Origin of the sequence: Histophilus somni 2336 (assembly GCF_000019405.1) — a bacterium.
Taxonomy (GTDB): Bacteria; Pseudomonadota; Gammaproteobacteria; order Enterobacterales; family Pasteurellaceae; genus Histophilus; species Histophilus somni.
The window spans coordinates 1267218-1288324 of the sequence record NC_010519.1 but is presented as its reverse complement, the minus strand read 5'-3'; the positions used below and the strand labels follow the sequence as shown (position 1 = coordinate 1288324).

General features: G+C 37.3%; 19 protein-coding genes. 7 read left to right on the top strand and 12 right to left on the bottom strand.

Annotation, left to right across the window (positions count from 1 at the left end; all coding sequences use genetic code 11):
- The 6 genes from HSM_RS05795 to HSM_RS05770 form a co-directional block, all read right to left on the bottom strand.
- Positions 1-699, bottom strand: a complete 699-nt coding sequence (locus tag HSM_RS05795) for a LutC/YkgG family protein (RefSeq protein WP_012340302.1) — start codon at positions 697-699, stop codon at positions 1-3.
- Positions 699-2111, bottom strand: coding sequence for a LutB/LldF family L-lactate oxidation iron-sulfur protein (locus HSM_RS05790; RefSeq protein WP_012340301.1), 1413 nt, complete (start codon positions 2109-2111; stop codon positions 699-701). Before HSM_RS05790 ends, HSM_RS05795 begins: the two co-directional genes overlap by 1 nt.
- Position 2112: 1 nt before the next feature.
- A complete protein-coding gene (locus HSM_RS05785) occupies positions 2113-2844 on the bottom strand; it encodes a (Fe-S)-binding protein (protein ID WP_011608864.1) in 732 nt (243 codons plus the stop codon).
- A 79-nt stretch (positions 2845-2923) separates the two neighbouring features.
- Positions 2924-4510, bottom strand: a complete 1587-nt coding sequence (locus HSM_RS05780; RefSeq protein ID WP_012340299.1) for an L-lactate permease — start codon at positions 4508-4510, stop codon at positions 2924-2926.
- 266 nt (positions 4511-4776) lie between these two features.
- Entirely contained in the window at positions 4777-5796 is a 1020-nt protein-coding gene (gene rfbB, locus HSM_RS05775) for a dTDP-glucose 4,6-dehydratase (RefSeq protein WP_012340298.1), read from the bottom strand.
- 106 nt (positions 5797-5902) lie between these two features.
- Entirely contained in the window at positions 5903-6574 is a 672-nt protein-coding gene (locus tag HSM_RS05770; RefSeq protein WP_012340297.1) for an acylneuraminate cytidylyltransferase family protein, read from the bottom strand.
- Positions 6575-6784: 210 nt separating this feature from the next.
- On the opposite strand from HSM_RS05770, the gene infA reads away from it, so the two are divergent.
- Positions 6785-7003: a translation initiation factor IF-1 gene (infA, locus tag HSM_RS05765; protein WP_005627617.1), complete on the top strand. Its 219-nt coding sequence runs from the start codon at positions 6785-6787 to the stop codon at positions 7001-7003.
- Between the two features lie 61 nt (positions 7004-7064).
- Here infA and HSM_RS05760 read toward each other — a convergent pair whose 3' ends face one another.
- From HSM_RS05760 to HSM_RS05745, 4 genes are all read right to left on the bottom strand, one after another.
- Positions 7065-8870, bottom strand: a complete 1806-nt coding sequence (locus tag HSM_RS05760; protein WP_012340296.1) for a DEAD/DEAH box helicase — start codon at positions 8868-8870, stop codon at positions 7065-7067.
- A gap of 402 nt (positions 8871-9272) precedes the next feature.
- Positions 9273-11414, bottom strand: coding sequence for a polyribonucleotide nucleotidyltransferase (gene pnp, locus HSM_RS05755; RefSeq protein ID WP_011608859.1), 2142 nt, complete (start codon positions 11412-11414; stop codon positions 9273-9275).
- A gap of 350 nt (positions 11415-11764) precedes the next feature.
- Entirely contained in the window at positions 11765-13630 is a 1866-nt protein-coding gene (locus tag HSM_RS05750) for a TRAP transporter large permease subunit (protein ID WP_012340295.1), read from the bottom strand.
- Between the two features lie 54 nt (positions 13631-13684).
- A complete protein-coding gene (locus tag HSM_RS05745; RefSeq protein WP_012340294.1) occupies positions 13685-14671 on the bottom strand; it encodes a sialic acid TRAP transporter substrate-binding protein SiaP in 987 nt (328 codons plus the stop codon).
- A gap of 232 nt (positions 14672-14903) precedes the next feature.
- Here HSM_RS05745 and HSM_RS05740 point away from each other — a divergent pair, with 232 nt between their 5' ends.
- Genes HSM_RS05740 through nanA form a run of 6 tightly spaced genes read left to right on the top strand, consistent with a single transcriptional unit; the run spans position 14904 to position 19425 of the window.
- Positions 14904-15494 (top strand): SGNH/GDSL hydrolase family protein, encoded by a 591-nt coding sequence (locus tag HSM_RS05740; protein WP_012340293.1) that lies wholly within the window; start codon positions 14904-14906, stop codon positions 15492-15494.
- A 45-nt stretch (positions 15495-15539) separates the two neighbouring features.
- Positions 15540-16232 (top strand): N-acetylmannosamine-6-phosphate 2-epimerase, encoded by a 693-nt coding sequence (locus HSM_RS05735; protein ID WP_012340292.1) that lies wholly within the window; start codon positions 15540-15542, stop codon positions 16230-16232.
- A 16-nt stretch (positions 16233-16248) separates the two neighbouring features.
- A complete protein-coding gene (locus tag HSM_RS05730) occupies positions 16249-17127 on the top strand; it encodes an N-acetylmannosamine kinase (RefSeq protein WP_012340290.1) in 879 nt (292 codons plus the stop codon).
- Between the two features lie 15 nt (positions 17128-17142).
- Entirely contained in the window at positions 17143-17664 is a 522-nt protein-coding gene (gene nanQ, locus HSM_RS05725; protein WP_012340289.1) for an N-acetylneuraminate anomerase, read from the top strand.
- Entirely contained in the window at positions 17645-18514 is an 870-nt protein-coding gene (locus HSM_RS05720; RefSeq protein ID WP_011608852.1) for a MurR/RpiR family transcriptional regulator, read from the top strand. Before nanQ ends, HSM_RS05720 begins: the two co-directional genes overlap by 20 nt.
- A 32-nt stretch (positions 18515-18546) precedes the next feature.
- On the top strand, positions 18547-19425 hold the full coding sequence (gene nanA, locus HSM_RS05715) for an N-acetylneuraminate lyase (protein WP_011608851.1): 879 nt from the start codon (positions 18547-18549) through the stop codon (positions 19423-19425).
- Between the two features lie 47 nt (positions 19426-19472).
- Here the strand turns inward: nanA and dtd are convergent, their stop codons facing one another.
- Positions 19473-19907 carry a D-aminoacyl-tRNA deacylase gene (gene dtd, locus HSM_RS05710; protein WP_011608850.1) on the bottom strand — a complete coding sequence of 145 codons (435 nt, stop codon included), beginning with the start codon at positions 19905-19907 and terminating at the stop codon, positions 19473-19475.
- Complete coding sequence (locus HSM_RS05705; RefSeq protein ID WP_012340288.1) at positions 19904-20770, bottom strand: virulence factor BrkB family protein; 867 nt, start codon at positions 20768-20770, stop codon at positions 19904-19906. The genes dtd and HSM_RS05705 overlap by 4 nt, the downstream gene beginning before the upstream one ends.
- Positions 20771-21107 lie beyond the last annotated feature (337 nt).

The following is a 21107-nucleotide window of genomic DNA, read 5'->3' as shown; positions in this document are numbered from 1 at the left end:
TTATAAGTCATCAATGACAATATAAATTTTATGTACCGGTCCATGTACACCAACGACTTTAATTAACTCAATATCTGCTGTAGCACTCGGTCCCGAAATAATATTTATACAAGAAGGCATCCTTTCTCCTCGTTGTGCCTTTTCATGTAAAATCTTGGCCAATTGTGCAACTCGTGGTAAAACGGTGCTTTTACGTAAAACCACAATGGATTTTTCCGGTAATAAACTCACTGAACGGCCAAAATCTTTATCCGAAAATAAAACAATGCCACCGGATTCTGCCAACCCATACTCACCATACACAATACCAATATTAGCTTTTTCTGCTTGGGCAAAATTTTCTTCCGTTTGATTTAAATCCCAAATATAACTATCGTATTTTTCTTGGACAGATTGCAAAATACCCAAATCAGCTAATCTTTTGTCATTATTTAAAATAACGCTACCGCCACCATATTTCTCGCAAACTTCCAGTAAAGTGCGGTTTAGTTCAGCTTCACTTGTTTCAATAACATCCGCCATCATCACTTTAGCAAAACGCACAAACTCATCAACTAAGTCGGTTTTGCTCAACTCAGTTAAACGCGTTGTCGGATAATTATTGACCAACTCAGGCATAGGCTCAGGAATGAATTGACGAGGTCTGCCCATTTTGGTAGCCAATTTATTTAAAAAGTTATCACGATTTTGTAAATCCATTAATTTTTACCTCTATTTTGGAACCATTGACGGAAACTCTCGCCATCTGGTGTTGGTAAATCACGAGCTTTAGTCCACTCTGCCAACGCTCCAACCTCAATTGGTGCTTTACCGTTTTTAATCACTTTAGCCGCCACTTTAGCACCAATTTTTACACCTATTTTCCATAACGTCGGATTTGAGTTTGCTAAAGTAAAGCCAAAAATAGACAACCGTTCTAACATTGGTGTCATACCAGCTTGTGCAATGTGTTCACGATGTTTTGAGATGAGTTGTGCCAATGGAATTTTAACCGGACAAACTGAGTTACAGGCAGTACAAAGCGAACAAGCATAAGGTAATTCTTTAAATTCTTCATAACCTCCCAATAAAGGAGATATTACCGATCCAATTGGACCCGGATAAATAGAACCATAACCATGTCCCCCAATTTGACGATATGCAGGACAAGTGTTTAAGCAAGCACCACAACGAATACAACGTAATACTTCCTTAAATTCACTTTCCAAAATAGATGAACGACCATTGTCCACAATAACCAAATGAAAATCTTCTGGACCATCGGTTTCGCCTTCAAGACGAGGACCTGTCAACCATGTATTATAAGCCGTTAATTTTGCACCTACCGCACTACGAGCAAGCATGGTGATTAATACATCTACTTCTTGGAAAGTTGGTGCTAAACGCTCCATACCCATCACTGCAATATGGGTTTTCGGTACTGTTGTAGCTAAACGCAGATTTCCTTCATTAGTAACCAAACATACCGAGCCTGTTTCAGCAACAGCAAAATTACAACCGGAAATACCAATATCAGCTTCAAGGAAATCTTTACGCAATGTTTTACGCACAAAAGCATTCATTTCTTCCGGTTGTTCCGTTCCTTCATAACCTAAGGCATCATGTAATTCTTGGCGAATTCTATGACGATCTTTATGAATAGCAGGTACAACAATATGAGAAGGTTTATCTCCAACAATTTGTAATAAATATTCGCCTAAATCAGTTTCAACGACTTTCATGCCTTCCTTTTCAAGCACTTCATTTAAACCGATTTCTTCAGTTACCATTGATTTTGATTTAACAATTGTTTTAGCATTTTTTTCTAACGCAACTTGACGAATATATTGAGTAGCCTCTTCAGCGGTTTCAGCAAAGTAAACTTTTCCACCATTTTGCTGAACTTTCTCGCTCAATTGATATAAGTAAGCATCTAAATTTGCTAAAACATGATTACGAATTTGTTTGGCTAAATCACGCCATTCTTCCCAATGCCCCAATTCATCAACCATTTTTTGACGGTTAGCACCGATAGTTTCTTGAGCTTTAACTACCGCTTTACGCATCATTTCATTATGGATTTGATTGTCCACACGCTGTTTAAATGCAAGATTACTGGTTTTTAGTGACATCTTATTTATCCTCCTGCATTAATACTTCAGCAATGTGCATGACTTTAATCTTTTTGCCTTCTCGGTTCAATCTTCCACCAATATTAATTAAGCAACTCACATCAGCACCAATTAAATACTCAGGTTCAACTTCTGTAATATGCTCAACTTTTTCAGTGACCATTTCTCCGGAGATTTCTGCCATTTTTACCGAAAATGTACCACCGAATCCGCAGCAAGTTTGCTGATTGGTAATGGGTAAAAGCTCCAATCCTTTTACATTTTGCAAAAGTGTTAAAGGTTCATTCACAATACCCAGTTTGCGAGATAAGCTACAAGACGGATGATAAACAGCTTTTCCCGTTAATTTGGCACCGACATTAGTTACTTTTAGTTTATTCACAATAAAATCGGTGAGATCATGAAAGCGATCTGCCACTTTTTGTGCTCTTTCCGCCCATTCAGTTTCACCAAAACGAGAAAATTGCTCAGGGTAAGTTTTAATTGCATAAACACAAGATCCTGCCGGAGCAACAATTGGATAATCATTTACTTCAAAAGTTGACACTAAATTCTTCATTCCTTCCAATGCTTGCTTCGTATAGCCGCTATTCATTGCAGGCTGACCGCAACATCCTTGCTTTTCTAAGAAGATAATCTTACAACCCAGTTTCTCTAGCAACAACACTGTATTTTTTGCCACTCCTGCCTTAACCACATCGGCAATACAAGTGACATAAAAATTTACATTCATAAGAACTCCAATATTTCAATTTAAAATAAATAAAAGTAAGCAGCATCAAAGAATACTGCTTACCAAAAGTATACATTATTTAGAAAAAAATCGGGATAACAAACAATGCAACCAGTGCGGCAATAATACCATATATTACCATTGGAATAACTGTTTTCTTAATAATTGCCCCTTCTTGGTTTTGGATATTCAATACTGAATTTACTGCAACAATATTATTAATACATACCATGTTACCCATTGCACCACCGACAGATTGTAACGCAAGAATTAATGAAGTTGATAAGCCGGTTAACTCTGCAGTTGATAACTGAACACTACCAAATGTCAGGTTAGATACTGTATTGGATCCAGAGAAAAATGCTCCGACAGCACCTAAATAAGCAGAGAAGACCGTCCAATACTCTCCTGTTGCAGCAGCGAAACTCTTACCGATAATTTTCACCATTGAACCATCTCCACCCACTAACATTAAATTCACCATAATCAATGCTCCGACAAGTGCAAAGAATGGATTTTTAGTTTGTTGGAAGCTGGTAACGAAAATATCTTTTGTATTTGCTGCCGATACTTTAAATACCGGAATAGCAATTAATACTGTTACAACAAATGGAATCAGTGCCGGCACATACAATAACTTATAGCTGGAATTAATTGATGTACCGAAAATGTCTTTCAGGCTGAAAATTAAACCATGACTGATTTCAAAACGCCCTAACGAACCCAATTGAACCGCAAACCAAGTTGTCGCATCGTTCATCATCGCTTTGAACGGTAACTGTTGGAGGCGAGTGATAATCAAAATAGCAATTAAAAGTGCGGTAGGAAACAATGCTTTCACTACGTCATTAAAAGGAACCGCAGCTTCAATATTATTTTCAACCTTAGCCAAGCCAATACCTTTATTAGCAAGTAGAATTGAAATAAGTAACCCTATTGCACCACCAACTAATGACGGGAATTCATAGTTTACTTGTGCCAATAAAATATATGGAATAACACAAGCAAATACACTTAAATAAACATAGATAATATTTCGACGAATTTCTTTGACGCTTACAACGAAACTTAAGGCAATTAAAGGAATCACCAATGCAGCGAAAGCGTGAATTAATGCTGTCATAGCACCGATTTCCAAAATTTGACCGTCGCCCAAATGAAGAGGACCAAAACCAAACCAAGTTGGTGTACCTACCGCACCGAATGACACAGGCACAGAGTTCATAATAAGTGTCAAAACAGCTACTTTAATCGCAGGGAACCCTAGACCGACAAGAATAGGTGCGGCAATCGCTGCCGGCGTTCCAAAACCACTAGCCCCTTCAATCATAAAAGCAAACGCCCAACCGATGATCATCAATTGTGCCACCGGATTTGGGTTAATAGTACCAAGCCATTTACGTAATATATTCGTCGCACCTGATACTTCAGAGAAACGATTGAATAAAATAGCACCTAAAATAACAGTGATAGGTGTTTGAACTGCTACAAGTGCAGATGCAATATTTGCACTCACAATCTTAATATCTGTACCGAAGAAAACTAACTGAATAATTAATACAACAGCGGCAATCCAAGGTAATGCCAAATAAGAAGGTAATGCGTTACGTTTTACCATTAAATAAATTAATAAAACGATAGGAAAGATACTCAAAAAGAGGGCCATAAAACTTACTCCAGTAAATAAATTATAAGATATAATTGCAACGATATATGCGATGTGAATTGTAAACAAAAATAGAAGAAAAAATAAACCTGATGTTACAAAAATATGACAAAAATCACACTTTTGTTAATTTTTTGTTTAATTTTTATGTAACGTTTTTTATTTAACCCTTGTATATACCTCTTAATGATTAGCTATTTTACATACTGCATACGAAATATTAAACCTGTCGTTGTGTGTATCACTACTCTGCTTAACTAACAGTCTTAACCATTTCTGCAATTTCCATTGTTCAAATACCATTGAACGGTTTTACGTAGGCCGGCGGTAAAATCTTGTAAAGGTGTCCAGCCCAAAGACGTTTGGATTTTGTAAGCATCAATGGCATAACGCTTATCATGACCAAGACGATCCTCGACATGAATAATCAACTCATGATATTGCTTTATTCCTTTAGGTTTATTTGGTACTAACTGTTCTAATAAATCGCAAATTGTCTGCACCACTTCTAGATTGGTTTTTGCACAATTTGCACTAATATTATAACTCTCTCCGATTTTTCCTTTTTGTAATACTTTATATAAAGCCCGTACATGATCTTCTACAAATAACCAATCCCGAATTTGCAAACCATCTCCATAAATAGGCAAAGGTTTCCCTTTCACTGCATTTAAAATCATACGTGGAATTAATTTTTCCGAATGTTGGAATGGTCCATAATTATTGGCACAATGCGTAATTAGAATAGGTAAACCGTAGGTACGATACCATGCTCTTACTAAATGATCCGAAGCTGCTTTCGAAGCCGAATAGGGACTGCTTGGTTGATAAGGGCTACTTTCAGTAGAAGCCTGTTCAGAGTCAATTAAATCACCATAAACTTCATCCGTAGAAATATGTTGAAAAACGAACCGCTCTTTTTTATTTGCAGGCAATTTAAGCCAATAATGACGAGTAACCTCAAGCAAAGCAAATGTCCCTACAATATTGGTTTGAATAAATTCAGTACTTGCTGCAATTGAGCGATCTACATGACTTTCTGCCGCCAAATGAATTACTGCATCAGGCTGATATTGCTCAAATATTTGAGTTATCACAGGTTGATCAACAATATCAGCTTGCTCAAAAAAATAACGTGGATTGAGCACCGCACTTTGTAAGCTATCAAGGTTGGCCGCATAGGTTAATTTATCCACATTAATGATAGTATGTTCAGTTTCAGTCAGTAGATAACGAATAAGCGCAGAGCCGATAAATCCGGCTCCCCCTGTAATGAGAATGTTCATGTTTTCCAAATATAAATCAAAGTTTGAAAATTGCTAACACAGCGTAATTTTAGCATAGCGAATAATCGACACATCTCGCTGATTTTTATCCTTAAAAATATAACCTCTAATATTGATTTTGAATTAATTTTTCTGCAATTTGCAGATCCAGCGTATTGTCAATATCAACAGAGCAATGAGTTGGCATAAAATAGAATTTTATTGGAGGAATAAAAAAATATTTGTTCTTTAATAGTGCTTCAATATCATTAATATAGATAGCACCATTTGCTCGATATGCTTTAGGTAATTGCTGACGAGGTGCTTCAAAATCACTGATTTCTCTATGTGGAATAATCTCATTATTTTCCATAATGAAAGATTTATAAGGATGATGTTCACATTCACAAGCTGATATAACTGATTTACACCCTCCTGAAAAAATTTCCATTGCATTCCGAATATCTATTCCGCTTCTTAAAGGAGAGGTAGGTTGAAGATGAGTAACACTTCCTTTTTCAATCTTTAATTCATTCAAATAATGTAAAATAACATCTATCGTTCTCGTATCACTTTGTGCCAGCTCAGAAGGACGTAAAAATGTTTTCGCACCATACCTTTCAGCCTCATTGAGAATATTATCACCATCAGAATTAACAACAATTTGATCAAACACACCAGATTCTTGTGCCGCTAAAATCGCTCTACCGACCAATGAAATACCGCCTACCAATTGGAGATTTTTGTCCTTAATACCTTTGGAACCTGCCCTAGCGGGAATAATTGCAATTCTTGTCATAGATTATCCTTTTTAATAAAAAATATAGTATAACTTCAGTCAAATACTAATCTTTTTAGTCAGTAAATACAATTTTTCAATCCGATAAATTTTTCAATATTAGCTAAATAAAAATAATATCCCTTTAATAGAATAAATTCTTTTCGTCTTTCTCATTAATAGAGTATAATCCCGAAGTTTTTATTTTTTCATTCATATTTAGAGGAATAAATGGCTAAAGAAGATTGCATTGAAATGCAGGGAACAATTTTAGAAACCTTGCCAAATACGATGTTTCGTGTGGAATTAGAAAACGGTCATGTCGTAACTGCACATATTTCAGGAAAGATGCGTAAAAACTATATTCGTATTTTAACAGGAGATAAAGTAACGGTTGAAATGACACCTTATGATTTGAGTAAAGGTCGTATTATTTTCCGCAGTCGTTAATAAAATTTTTATTAATTATTTGCTTTATCAGAAAGAAGGGGCTGTAATAGCCCCTTTGCTTTTATCTCTTTCTTTCTCTGCGTTCTTTACGCTGTTCAGAAAAAGAGCGGTTACTTTTTTCATTAAATTTACGTCCACCACGAAACTCACGTTCATAACGCCCTTTTCGTTTACCACCTGAGCCAGCTTCAAACTCTTCCTCAGAATTGACCGCACTTACGAAAGACATACGCATCTGTTTATTTAATACACGCGTTTTAGCAAATACTTGTAACAATTCTTTTGGCATGCCCTGTGGCAATTCAATCGTTGAATAAGTGTCATAAAGTTTAATATGTCCAATATAACGACTTTGAATATCCCCTTCATTTGCAATTGCACCTACAATATGACGAACCTCGACACCATCACATCTACCGACTTCAATACGATATAAATCCATTGGTTGCGGAATACCATACCCATGACGCTCAGAACGTGGATTTTCTTTACCACGACGCTCCCCTCTCTCTCTACGATCATTACGTCGTGAATGTTTTTCAAACACCGGATCTTCAGGAAGAATAAGTTTTTGTTTGCCTTGTAATAACATCAACATAGCTGCCGCAATGTCTTCCTGATCCTGATCTGCCGTAAATAAATCTTCCAATAAGCTACGATATTGTTCTAGATCATGATGTTCTAATTGCTTAGTGATTTTAGCCACGAAGTTTTTACGGCGACATTCTTGTAAAGCAAGATGGTTAGGCATTTCCACTTCTTCAATTGCTTTTTTCATTAAGCGTTCAATGTTCCCCAATAAACGACGCTCTTTAGGCTCAACAAACAAAATCGCACGGCCCGCACGACCTGCTCGGCCTGTACGCCCAATACGGTGAACATAACTTTCCGCATCCAGCGGAATATCATAATTAACAACTAAACTAATACGTTCAACATCTAAGCCACGAGCCGCAACATCAGTCGCCACTAAAATATCAAGACTTCCATTGCGAAGACGATCTAATGTTTGCTCACGTAATTGCTGTGTCATGTCTCCATTTAATGCAGCTGCACGAAACCCGTGTTTTTCCAATAATTCAGTGACATCTAATGTAGCTGTTTTAGTTCGAGTAAAAATAATTGCAGCATCAAAATCTTCCACTTCTAAGAAACGCAACAATGCTTCATTTTTACGAAAACCGCGAACATACCAACAGCTTTGCGTAATATCCGGTGCAGTACGTTGTGTTGACTGAATTTTTACTTCTTGCGGATTGTGCATAAAGCGTTTTGTAATTCGTTTAATTGGAGCAGGCATCGTTGCAGAGAAAAGTGCGGTCTGGTGTTGCTCTGGAAGCTCCGCCATGACGGTTTCAACATCATCAATAAATCCCATGCGTAGCATTTCATCCGCTTCATCTAATACAATAGACTGTAAATTTGACAGATCCAATGTACCACGACGAATATGATCTAAAATACGCCCCGGTGTTCCGACGACCACTTGAGCACCTTGTTTTAAAGCTCTTAATTGAATATCGTAACGTTGTCCGCCGTACAGAGTAACAATACGCACCCCCTTAGAAAACTTCACAAACTGTTCACAAGCATCAGCAACTTGAATAGCCAACTCACGGGTTGGTGCCATTACTAACATTTGTGGATATTTTTCATTAGTATCAATTTTCGCCAATAATGGCAAAGAAAATGCCGCTGTTTTTCCACTACCGGTTTGTGCCATGCCAAGCACATCATGCCCATTTAATAGATGCGGGATACAAGCCTGTTGAATTGGGGAAGGAGTTGAAAAGCCCATTTCGGACACTGCATTAAGGATGAATTCAGGTAACCCTAAATCATTAAAAGTAATTGTTGTTTCAGTCATTAAAAATACTCGAATGTAAAAAGGAAAGCTCAATATGCTTTTGCCTTAGGTTAATTAATCGTTGTAAAGCTCGTTTCACAACACGGAATCCATGTTTGAGTTCATTCATCATGGATTATTTACTTGTCAATCAATTTTACAAGTTCGGCAAAACGATACCCAACGGAAATATATGCCTAATTAAAAACAACAAGCTTTATTTGCTTGCTTATATTGAGTCTTGTTTTGCTGGATAAATGGCTTCATTCAAAATTTCAATATTGTTCAAATAACAATGAAGATAAACAAAAAGATTATTGATTAAATTTCAATGGATAGCACATTTAAAACACTATATTGATGAAAGTAATCAGATACAGTACAGGGCAAATATAATTTGCCCTTCAAGTTACTCTATCAAATTTACTCTTGAACCGGAGAACCCTCTTCCGATTGCAGAAGATTTTCTTCATTCTTAGTTTGGTCTTTCGCCAACTCTTTCATAGTTAAACGGATGCGACCTTGACGATCAATTTCCAAAACTTTAACTATTACTTCTTGACCAATTGCAAGATAATCGCTCACTTTCTCAACACGCTCTTCCGCAATTTGAGAAATATGCACAAGACCTTCTTTGTTACCTACTAAAGCAACAAAGGCACCAAAGTCCGCAAGACGAGTTACTTTACCTTTATAAACAACGCCCACCTCAACTTCTGCTGTAATATCTTCAATGCGAGACATCACCTCCTGAACGGCGTTTTTATCTACAGCGGCAATTTTTACTGTACCGTCGTCATCAATATCAATAGATGTACCTGTTTCTTCAGTCAAAGAACGAACTGTCGCACCGCCCTTACCGATTACATCTTTGATTTTCTTCGGATCAATTTTCATTGTATAAATGCGTGGTGCAAAATCAGAAATATCTGCTCTTGGTGCTGGGATTGCTTGCTCCATTACGCCTAAAATGTGCATACGTGCACTTTTAGCTTGGTTCAAAGCTATTTGCATAATTTCTGCGGTAATGCCTTCAATTTTAATATCCATTTGAAGTGCGGTTACACCTTCACGAGTTCCTGCAACTTTAAAGTCCATATCACCTAAATGATCTTCATCGCCTAAAATATCGGACAGTACGACAAAATTATCTTCTTCTTTCACCAATCCCATTGCAATACCTGCAACCGCCGCTTTAATCGGCACACCCGCATCCATTAATGCAAGAGAGGCTCCACATACCGATGCCATTGAAGAAGAACCGTTAGATTCAGTAATTTCAGAAACAACACGTACTACATAAGGGAATTCAGACAAGCTAGGCATCACTGCCGCAACACCACGTTTAGCAAGACGACCATGTCCAATTTCACGACGTTTTGGCGAACCAATCATCCCTGTTTCGCCCACAGAATATGGAGGGAAATTATAATGGAATAAGAAGTGATCAGTCTTTTCACCAGTTAATTCATCAATAATTTGTGCATCACGCTCGGTACCAAGTGTCGCTACGGCTAACGCTTGAGTTTCACCTCGAGTAAAAATCGCAGACCCATGGGTGCGAGGTAACACGCCGGTACAAATATCCAATGCACGTACAGTATCCACTGTACGACCGTCGATTCGAGGCTCACCTCTTAAAATGCGACCACGTACGATCTGACTTTCAAGTGCGGTGAAAATATCAATAATTTTTCCTTCGCTAATTGTTTCATCTTCTGCCGTAACTTGCGTAATTACATCCGCTTTAATCAAATCAATTTGTTCATAACGAGCTTGTTTTTCAGTAATACGATAAGCATCGCCTAAACGATTCTCAGCAATAGATTTTACTTTTTCAATCAATATGGTGTTTGCTTCCGGTGCAGTCCAATCCCAACGAGGTTTACCTGCTTCGGCGGCAAACTCTTTAATTGCCTCAATAACAATTTGTTGTTGCTGATGACCAAAAACAACTGCCGCCAACATTTGCTCTTCAGTTAAAATGTCCGCTTCGGATTCAACCATCAATACAGCTTTGTCAGTACCAGCAACGACAAGATCCAAACGACTTTGCTTTTGCTCATTCATGGTTGGATTTAACACAAATTGATCATTAATAAAACCAACTCGAGCCGCACCGATAGGACCGTTAAATGGCACACCTGACAATGAAAGAGCTGCTGATGCACCAATCATTGCCACTAAATCCGGACTAATTTGCGGATTAACAGAAACTACCGTAGCAATAATTTGAATTTCATTGAAAAATCCCTCCGGAAAGAGCGGACGAATTGGACGATCGATTAAACGAGCAATTAATGTTTCACCTTCGGATGGACGACCTTCTCGCTTAAAAAAACCACCAGGAATACGACCTGCGGCATAAGTACGCTCTTGATAATTAACGGTTAACGGGAAAAAGTCTTGACCTTCTTTCACATCTTTTTTAGCAACAACGGTTACAAAAACAGAGGTATCATCCATACTCGCCATGACAGCAGCTGTCGCTTGACGAGCAATCGCACCTGTTTCCAATGTTACAGTGTGCTGACCATATTTAAATTGTTTTACAATTGGATTCACAATATGTTCCTTATAAATTAGTAAGTTAATCTTATTGCTCTATTTTCCAATTTGCGACTAGCAAAAATAATCTTAAAAACCACCGCTCTTTACTTTTACTAAAATTATTTTCGTTAGCCGCACGCTAAGCGGAAAAATAAAGCCGAGATATTGTACAGGAGTTTTGTATTGATTGGTAATCTTTTATTAAGATAAATTAATTTATCAAATGATAATATAGAACATTATTGCTTAATTGCTTATTTAAGTTGAGTAAAAATAAATACCTATCCAGATACACATTGAAAAATAGATTTCTTCAGAAGTCGATCATAAACCGACTTCTATCTTTTCAATCCCCAGTTTTACTGCTAAAGCATTAGCAAGTTAGGTATAAATGTAATGATTTGTGGGAAAATCGTAATCAATACTAAGGTCATAAAAATTGGTATCAAGAAAGGTAAAACACCTTTTGCTACCACACTTACAGGCATATTACCCACCCGAGCAACGACAAATAATGCCATTCCCATTGGAGGGGTTAAAATACCAATCATCATATTTAATGTAGTCATGACCCCAAAAAAGACAAGATCAATACCAAATTGCATCGCAATTGGAATCAACATTGGCAACACTAAAAATTGTAGTGCCAAGGCGTCAATGAACATTCCTAAGAATAAGAGAAGCAAATTGATCATAATTAACACTGTGATAGGCGAATCTGCAACAGCAACAAAAATTTCCGCAATTTTCATCGCAACCTGTTCACGGGCAATCATGTCACCGAAGAAAGTGACTGTCATTACCATTAATGCGGTTACACCGGTAATAGATACTGCTTCTACACAGCTTTTGAGGAAATTCTTTAGATTCAAATCATTATAAACAAACTTTCCTACAATTACGGAATATGCAGCAGCAACGACCGCCGCTTCTGTCGGTGTAAATAAACCTGAGAAAATACCACCAATAATCAAAAACGGTGTCAAAATTGCCCAAAATGTGTCTTTAAATGCGGCACAAACTTCTGCTTTGCTCGCCTTTGGTGTTTTAGGGTAACCACGTTTTTTAGAAACATAGTAGTTCATGACCATCAATGCGATGGTAACCAACACGCCAGGTACAAAACCTGCTACAAATAGCTTTGCGATGGATTCATTAGCAATAACACCATAGATTATCATTGCAATACTTGGCGGAACTAACGGACCGATGATACAGGAAGCAGCAGTAATACCACCGCAAATATCGTCATCATAGCCTGCATCACGCATCGCTTTGATTTCCAATTGACCTAAACCGCCAGCATCTGCTAAAGCAGATCCTGACATACCCGAAAAAATTAAGCTGGCACCGATATTTACATGTCCCATACCACCGGTATAGTGTCCTAATAACGTTTTTGCGAAGTGGAAGATACGCTCAGTGATACCGCCAGTGTTCATCAAAATACCGGTTAAGATAAAAAACGGTACGGACAATAACGGGAAGCTGTCTAAGCTATCAACTAATTTACCCGATGCGGAATAAGTGATATTCCAACGTGTCATTGAAAAATAAAGTAAAGCGGCAATAAATAATGACCATCCTACAGGCGTGCCTAAGAACATAATCACTAACCAAACCGCTAAAGCGATATAAACGGCATTTTTACCGAATTTTATATAGTTGGAAATACGCAGAGATTTAAACCACTCCGGCTGAAAATATAAAATCGCAAAAATAATGACCGCACTTACAAGGAAAAAAGAAACAGGCAAGTAAGTGACTTTGTTTCTAAAGTTTTCTGCTTGAGCTTCTAAAAAACGGAATAACATCAAAGATGCAATAATCGGCAACCCTGCGTAGAGCCATTTTTGCGTAATTTCCGTTCCAAAGGTAGCTTTTAATGCTTCCATAGGAAAAGTTGCGTCTGCCCAAACGCCATAACCTAAGTAGATAAACAGAATAATTGAGACAAAAATTAATAATTGAACAAAGGTCATCGCCATACGTTTGATTGTCAGCGGCATTAAATTGGTAATAAAGTCAATATAGACGTGTTGTTGTGCACGTACCGCCATACTGATCCCCAATAATGCCGTATAAACAAACAGCAAACGTGCTAATTCTTCCGACCATATAAGTGGCATATGAATAACTTGACGTGCAACAATTTGTGCAATCAAAATCAGGAAAATTGCAAGGAATAATGCCCCGCCAATCCATTCTTCTAACTTGTTCATTATTTTCATACATACTCCGAACAAAAAAGCTATCCCTTTCCCTCACTAGGGAAAGGGCATTTTTTATTTTTTAATGAGAGTTGAAATTTCTTCGATTGCCTGTTTCCCTAACGCACCATTTTTATTTAAGTATTCATCATAGTAAGGTTTTAACGCATCACGGAACGGTTTTACATCCGGAGTAGTTACAGTAACACCTTTCTCTTTGAAAAACGCAACTAAATTTTTTTCACCCTCTTTGAACAATTTAGTGTGATACTCTGCTGCGTTCTCAGCTGCCTCTTTAACTACTTTTTGCAAATCTTCCGGTAAATCCTCTAAAGTTTCACGACTTGCCAAGTAAAGCTGATCGTTTAAGATGTGGTTAGTCAAAGCTAAATATTTTTGCACTTCATAGAATTTCTGTGCTTGGACAGTTGGTAATGGGTTTTCCTGACCGTCTACAGCATTGGTTTGTAACGCCAAATACACTTCCGAGAATGCCATTGGTGTCGGAGAAGCACCTACATATTTTGCAAAAGCTAAATTAGTTGCCGCATTCGGTACACGTAATTTTAAGCCTTTCATATCTGCAATGCTGTTGATTGCACGATTAGATGTAGTTTGGCGAGTACCGTTGTAAGCTACAGACAATAACTCAAGATTTAACTCTTTATTAATTTTTTGGACCAACCCCTTACCGAAGTTGGTTTCAAGTAATGCTTTTTTACTGATTTCAAAGTTTGGAAGCATATAAGGCAATGCGAACACTTCCGCTTCAGGGAAGAAGATTTGAAAACGGGCAGTTTCACCTAATGTAAAATCTAAAGAACCGTCTTTAAGTTGTTTTAACATTGTACGGTCATCACCAAGTTGTGCACTTGGGAAAATTGCAATTTCAATTTTACCATCGGACTTTTCTTTTACTTCTTTCGCAAAAAATTCAACCGCTTTGTACTCATTGGAACTGGTACCTGCAACCATACCGAATTTCAGCTCATAATCTGCTGCAAAAACAGAGGCAGACATACTCAACGCTAAAGTTGCAAGAGCGAGTTTTTCAAATTTCATCGTAAGTTCTCCTATTAAAAATATGAAGGGAAAAGCACTGTTGCTGAAAGTATATTCTAAAAGCAAAAAATCATTTTAAAATATATTTATAGAGTTTTATTTCAGAATTGTGACGTGGCACACAAATTTAAATAAATTCTGGAGTAAAACACCAAATAACATTGCGAGAAAATTCAATTTTTATATAATTCGTTCCAATATTAATCAATATTGTTAAATTAAGGACCGACAATTGCTGACAGATCAAGATATTTTCAACCGTTATCAAGTTAAAAAAGCGGAATTTGAAAAGCAAGCTGATATTACCTTAGTTGGACACTCACTCTTTGATATGTGGAGTGATATTTCACCAGAAATTCAACTAAGAGGCAAACGTGTTGCCAACCTAGGTATTTCGGGTGTCAGTGCTAGACAATATTTAGATGTTATTATCAAACCTCAATTGATTAACTATTTAGGTAAAAAAGTCTTTATTTTCTTAGGGGTGAATGACATTGTTAAAGAGCCTGAGTATTCTCACGCCAAAGTATTGGATTGGATCTGTGATATTTGGCAAGCCTTAGTCAAAATTTCCCCTGAATCCGAATTCTTTCTATTGGAAGCAACACCGGTAAATAATATTGCTACAACAGATAACTCTTCCATTATGGCGTTAAATGACTATTTACGAGAAAACTGTCCTGAACGTTTAACATTTATTGATACTTGGCAGGATTTTGTGGGTAAAGACGGAAAATTAGATTTAACTTTATGTACTGACGGTCTACATTTCAATCCGAAAGGTTACGAGGTACTAACCCGTAAATTAACGCAATATTTATAAAGAAAAGGAATAACGTTCAGTTATTCCTATAGTTTGGAGTTTTATATGTCAACATTATCACAGAAACAAGTTTTAACCGTTATTCAAGGTGGATTGATCGCTTCTTGCCAGCCCGTAGATGACGGTCCTATGGATAAACCGGAAATTGTTGCAGCGATGGCTCAAGCCTCCATTATTGGTGGTGCCGCAGGCTTGCGTATTGAAGGCGTAGATAACTTAAAAGCAACTCGTCCTGCAGTGAATGTACCGATTATTGCAATTGTAAAACGAGACTTAGAAGACAGCCCTGTGCGGATCACACCGTTTCTACAAGATATTGAAGACTTAGCAGCAGCAGGTGCGGATATTATTGCGGTTGACGGTACCGATCGCAAACGTCCTGTTGACATTAAAAGTGCGGTGAAAAAAATTCACGAATTGGGGTGTTTAGCCATGGCGGACTGCTCAAATCTGAAAGAAGGTTTATATTGCCAACAACTGGGCTTTGATATTATAGGAAGCACAATGTCCGGGTATACTGGCGGCGATATTCCCGAAGAACCGGACTATCAATTAGTCAAAGATTTAAAAGCCGCCGGTTGTTATGTGATGGCGGAAGGTCGTTACAACACACCGGAACTGGCTAAAGCCGCCATTGAAATTGGTGCTGATTGTGTTACTGTTGGTTCGGCATTGACTCGCTTAGAACATATTGTAAGCTGGTTTGTCACCTCGGTTAAATCAGCTAAATCCTACTAAACTTAAGGAAAAAAGTATGCGTTGCTTAGCAATTGATATTGGCGGTACAAAAATTGCAACCGCTGTTGTTGAAGAAAAGAAGCTCTCTAACCGTCAGCAAATCAGCACGCCACAAGCAGATCCTACAGTCGCATTGCATCATGCCATCGAGCAAATTATGCAAAGTTATTCGGGACAGTTTGATGCGGTTGCGGTTGCATCGACAGGCATCATCAACAACGGTATTTTAACCGCACTTAATCCTAAAAATCTCGGTGGACTGGTTGATTTCCCCTTACAAAAAAGCATTGCTCTCCATACAGATAAACCGATTGGCTTGCTAAATGATGTACAGGCTGCTGTTTGTGCAGAGTACCAAGATCAAGACCAAAGTGCGGTACGAAATTTTATTTTTATCACGGTATCAACTGGCGTTGGCGGAGGAATTATTCTTGATGGAAAATTATCCACTGGGCTAAATGGTATAGCTGGTCATATCGGGCATACTTTGGCAGATCCGAACGGTCCAATTTGTGGTTGCGGTCGTCGTGGTTGTGTTGAAGCGATTGCGGCGGGGCGAGCAATTGAACGTGAGGCGAATAAGTGGGAAAAGCCTTGTAATCCGAAAGAAGTGTTCAACTTGTTCCGTAAAAATGATGAAAAAGCAACCGCACTTGTTCGATCCTCAGCAAAAGCTATTGCTAACTTAATTGCTGATATGGTGATTAGTTTAGATGTGCAAAAGGTTGTTTTAGGCGGTAGCGTTGGATTAGCTGAGGGATACTTATCCCTCGTTCAAGAATATTTAACCGACATGCCAAAATTTTATCACTGTATTTTGGAGCCGGCTAAATACGGTGCCGATGCAGGTTTAATTGGTGCGGCTTATTGGATGAAAATGCAACAAACCCCATAATAATAGGAGTAAAAAATGATTTTTGGTGATTTAACAAGAGATGATTTTAAGCGTAACTTACCACAAGTAATGGTCGATATTTGCAATCATCTTAATACATTAGATTTAGAAAATTTGACCACAGGTCGACATGATTTAACCGATCAAATTTATATGAATGTCATGGAGTCAACGACTGTGGCTTCTGAAGATAAAAAAGCAGAATTGCATCATCAATATATTGATATTCAAGTATTAATTTCCGGTGCGGAAACAATTGAATATGGTGTTGAATATCCAAATTTAGCAGACTGTACCGCTTATAATGAGCAAGACGATTATCAGTTAATTGATGATATTCCGCATAAAAGTGCGGTAACATTACGCCCAAAAATGTTTGCCGTTTTTTTCCCTTACGAACCGCACAAACCTTGCTGTAATGTTGATGGTCAAGCTACTGAGTTAAAAAAATTAGTCGTTAAAATACCTGTATCACTAATTGATCAAGAAACAAACAACATTAACAAGAGGCTCAATTATGGCGGCAACGAGCGGTAATATATTGGATACCATTGGTGCTTTGTATGATAGCCTAACAAAAACAGAGAAACGGATTGCCACAACGGTTCTATCTTCTCCAGAGTTGTTGGGACAAAACTCTTTAGCGGAAATTGCACAACAATTCGATGTCGGAGAAGCAACCTTTATTCGTTTTTGCCGAACATTAGGTTTTAAAGGCTTTACTGATTTCAAATTACAACTTTCGATTGAGTTGGCTACAAAAGATCGACAATCTAATTCTCTACTGGAAACGGATATATCAAAATTTGATGGAACAAGCCAAATCGCAGAAAAATTGCAAAATGTCATTCATAATGTCATTTCAGAAACCGTTAATTTGCTGGATTTTGCTCAACTCGAAAAAGTTGTTGAATTAATGCGTGTATCAAAACGAATCTTCCTGTTTGGTGTCGGTTCATCAGGCTTAACTGCAGAAGAAGCAAAAAATAAATTAATGCGTATTGGATTACACGTTGATGCAACAAGCAATAATCATTTTATGTATATGCAAGCCGCATTAATGAACTCAAGTGATATTGTTATCGGTATAAGTCATTCAGGCTATTCCAAAGAAACCGTTCAAGCATTGAATATTGCCAAGAAAAACGGTGCTGTTACCGTCGCTCTTACACATAATTTACGCTCCCCTATCACTATGGTTTCTGATTATGTATTAATCAACGGTAATCGACAAGGGCAGCTACAAGGCGATTCTATCGGTACAAAAATAGCTCAACTTTTTGTATTGGACTTAATTTACACCTTGATTGTTCAAGCGGAAGAAGAAAGTGCGGTACAAACTAAACAAAAAACAGTTAATGTGATTTTAGAACAACGTATTAAATAAAAATTTAATCCCTTTTATATCAGGAGAAACAAATGAAAAACTTAAAAGGTATTTTTAGTGCATTATTAGTGTCTTTTAACGAAGACGGTTCCATAAATGAAAAAGGTTTACGTGAGATCGTTCGTTATAACATTGATAAAATGAAAATTGACGGTTTATATGTCGGAGGCAGTACCGGCGAAAACTTTATGCTCTCAACTGCAGAAAAAAAAGAAATTTTCCGTATTGCCAAAGAGGAAGCAAAAGATCAAGTTGCATTAATCGCTCAAGTCGGTAGTGTAAACTTACACGAGGCTGTTGAGTTAGGTAAATATGCAACAGAATTAGGCTACGACAGCTTATCCGCCGTCACGCCGTTCTACTACAAATTCAGCTTTGCCGAAATCAAACATTATTACGAAACGATTATTGCTGAAACCGGCAACAATATGATCGTTTACTCAATTCCATTCTTAACAGGTGTCAATATGGGTGTTGAGCAATTCGGTGAACTCTATGCCAATCCCAAAGTATTAGGAGTTAAATTTACTGCCGGTGATTTCTACCTATTGGAACGCTTGAAAAAAGCCTATCCAAACCATCTAGTTTGGGCAGGATTTGATGAAATGATGTTGCCAGCAGTCTCTTTAGGTGTTGATGGTGCAATTGGTAGTACATTTAATGTAAATGGTTTACGTGCAAGACAAATATTTGAATTGGCAAAAGCGGGAAAAGTTGCTGAAGCACTTGAGATTCAACATGTTACAAATGACTTAATCGAAGGTATACTGGCTAACGGTTTATATTTAACTATTAAAGAAATCCTTAAACTTCAAGGTGTTAATGCAGGTTACTGCCGTGAACCTATGACAGCAAAAGCGACTGAAAAACAACTTGCTGTCGCAAAAGAATTAAAAGAAAAATTCCTTTAATTCAAATAGAAATAAAAATACCGAGCATAACACTCGGTATTTTTATATTATACATTTAACCAAAAAGTTACAGGTCCATCATTAGTTAAACTCACTTGCATGTCGGCTGCAAATTGTCCGTTTGCGACCCGCACTTTCTCCGCACACTTTTGACTGAAATATTGGTAAAGTTTCTCAGCCAACTCAGGATCAGCACCTTTGGAAAAACTCGGTCTCAACCCTTTTTGCGTATCTGCAGCAAGCGTAAATTGCGAAACAATTAATATTTCTCCACCGATTTGCTGTAAATTTAAGTTCATCTTGCCGTTTTCATCGGTGAAAATGCGATAATTTAACACCTTTTCAGCCAACTTATCCGCTTTACTTCGATCATCGTCTTTTTCAACACCCAGTAAAACCAACAATCCCTGTCCAATTTGCCCAACAATATTTTGTCCGACTTCCACTTTGGCATGGCTAACACGTTGAATTAATGCAATCATTTTTCTTCCTTCATTTTTTCTATTTGAATATTACTGTCATCAAGTGAACGCATATCCGCCAACACGGCGGAAAGTTGTGCCCCCAATAAAACAGCCGTCCAACTGAGCTGAATCCAAAGCAACATAATTGGCAACGTTGCCATTGCTCCATAAATTAACTGATAAGACGGAAAAGTTGTAATATACCAAGTAAAAGCCTGCTTACCCAATGTAAAGAAAACTGCTGCAATTAATGCACCGGCGGCAGAATGTATAATACTCACTTTTTTGTTTGGAACTACCATATACAACACGGTAAAAATAAACCATGTCAAGAAAAACGGCATCAAACTAAGAAGTTTTATACCCACGGATAAACCCAAATCTTGTTCAAATGTATAGGTTGCAAATTTAGTCACATAAGTACTAATACCGATACTCGTCGCAATAACAATCGGACCAAGCGTCAAAATTAGCCAATAAATTGCAAAGGAAAATATTGCTGGACGCACACTAGTATCAAGCCAAATTGAGTTTAAAGTGCGGTCGATAGAATGAATAAGCATTAAAGCAACAACAATTAAACTAATAATTCCAACCGCACTCATTTGTTTGGAATTATTGACAAATTGATCAATATATTCTCCAACGGCATCACCGGTTGAAGGGGCAAAATTAGTAAAAATAAATTGTTTCAGCTCGCCGGTTATTTCATTAAAAACGGGAAACGCCGCAAAAACGGAAAAAAACACCATAATCAATGGCACAAGAGCCAGCGTAGTACTATAAGTTAAATAGCCTGCTGCTTGATTTAATTTATTTTGTTTAAAGCGATACAAAAAAACTTTAAAAAAAACCTTTATGTTTCTACATAAATTTGACACTGCACATTTCTCCAATAATGTTTAAATCTTCCCGCCCTATAACTTAAATACCAACGGAAATTTTTCATGATAAACCTATCACCCTTTATTATTAAATAATATCTTAAATTCTACCGCACTATTGATCTAAATAAATTACATTAAGGTCCTCTTGCTTGAATCAAACATCTAAATGTGATGACACATTCCAGTAATTTTAAATAATGTAACGCATAATTTAAATCAAAACTCTTAACTTTAACCGAATAAGCAGAAAAATGTCGTACTGGATGGCAATAAGAAAACACAAGCGAAAATCAAGTCAAAAAGTAGAGTCGTTTAGTATCAATATGACAGT

Excerpts from the sequence above, each read along its gene's own strand:
- HSM_RS05795 (WP_012340302.1), bottom strand. The coding sequence starts at position 699 with ATGGATTTACAAAATCGTGATAACTTTTTAAATAAATTGGCTACCAAA.
- HSM_RS05790 (WP_012340301.1), bottom strand. The coding sequence starts at position 2,111 with ATGTCACTAAAAACCAGTAATCTTGCATTTAAACAGCGTGTGGACAAT.
- HSM_RS05785 (WP_011608864.1), bottom strand. The coding sequence starts at position 2,844 with ATGAATGTAAATTTTTATGTCACTTGTATTGCCGATGTGGTTAAGGCA.
- HSM_RS05780 (WP_012340299.1), bottom strand. The coding sequence starts at position 4,510 with ATGGCCCTCTTTTTGAGTATCTTTCCTATCGTTTTATTAATTTATTTA.
- rfbB (WP_012340298.1), bottom strand. The coding sequence starts at position 5,796 with ATGAACATTCTCATTACAGGGGGAGCCGGATTTATCGGCTCTGCGCTT.
- HSM_RS05770 (WP_012340297.1), bottom strand. The coding sequence starts at position 6,574 with ATGACAAGAATTGCAATTATTCCCGCTAGGGCAGGTTCCAAAGGTATT.
- infA (WP_005627617.1), top strand. The coding sequence starts at position 6,785 with ATGGCTAAAGAAGATTGCATTGAAATGCAGGGAACAATTTTAGAAACC.
- HSM_RS05760 (WP_012340296.1), bottom strand. The coding sequence starts at position 8,870 with ATGACTGAAACAACAATTACTTTTAATGATTTAGGGTTACCTGAATTC.
- HSM_RS05750 (WP_012340295.1), bottom strand. The coding sequence starts at position 13,630 with ATGAAAATAATGAACAAGTTAGAAGAATGGATTGGCGGGGCATTATTC.
- HSM_RS05745 (WP_012340294.1), bottom strand. The coding sequence starts at position 14,671 with ATGAAATTTGAAAAACTCGCTCTTGCAACTTTAGCGTTGAGTATGTCT.
- HSM_RS05735 (WP_012340292.1), top strand. The coding sequence starts at position 15,540 with ATGTCAACATTATCACAGAAACAAGTTTTAACCGTTATTCAAGGTGGA.
- HSM_RS05730 (WP_012340290.1), top strand. The coding sequence starts at position 16,249 with ATGCGTTGCTTAGCAATTGATATTGGCGGTACAAAAATTGCAACCGCT.
- nanQ (WP_012340289.1), top strand. The coding sequence starts at position 17,143 with ATGATTTTTGGTGATTTAACAAGAGATGATTTTAAGCGTAACTTACCA.
- HSM_RS05720 (WP_011608852.1), top strand. The coding sequence starts at position 17,645 with ATGGCGGCAACGAGCGGTAATATATTGGATACCATTGGTGCTTTGTAT.
- nanA (WP_011608851.1), top strand. The coding sequence starts at position 18,547 with ATGAAAAACTTAAAAGGTATTTTTAGTGCATTATTAGTGTCTTTTAAC.
- dtd (WP_011608850.1), bottom strand. The coding sequence starts at position 19,907 with ATGATTGCATTAATTCAACGTGTTAGCCATGCCAAAGTGGAAGTCGGA.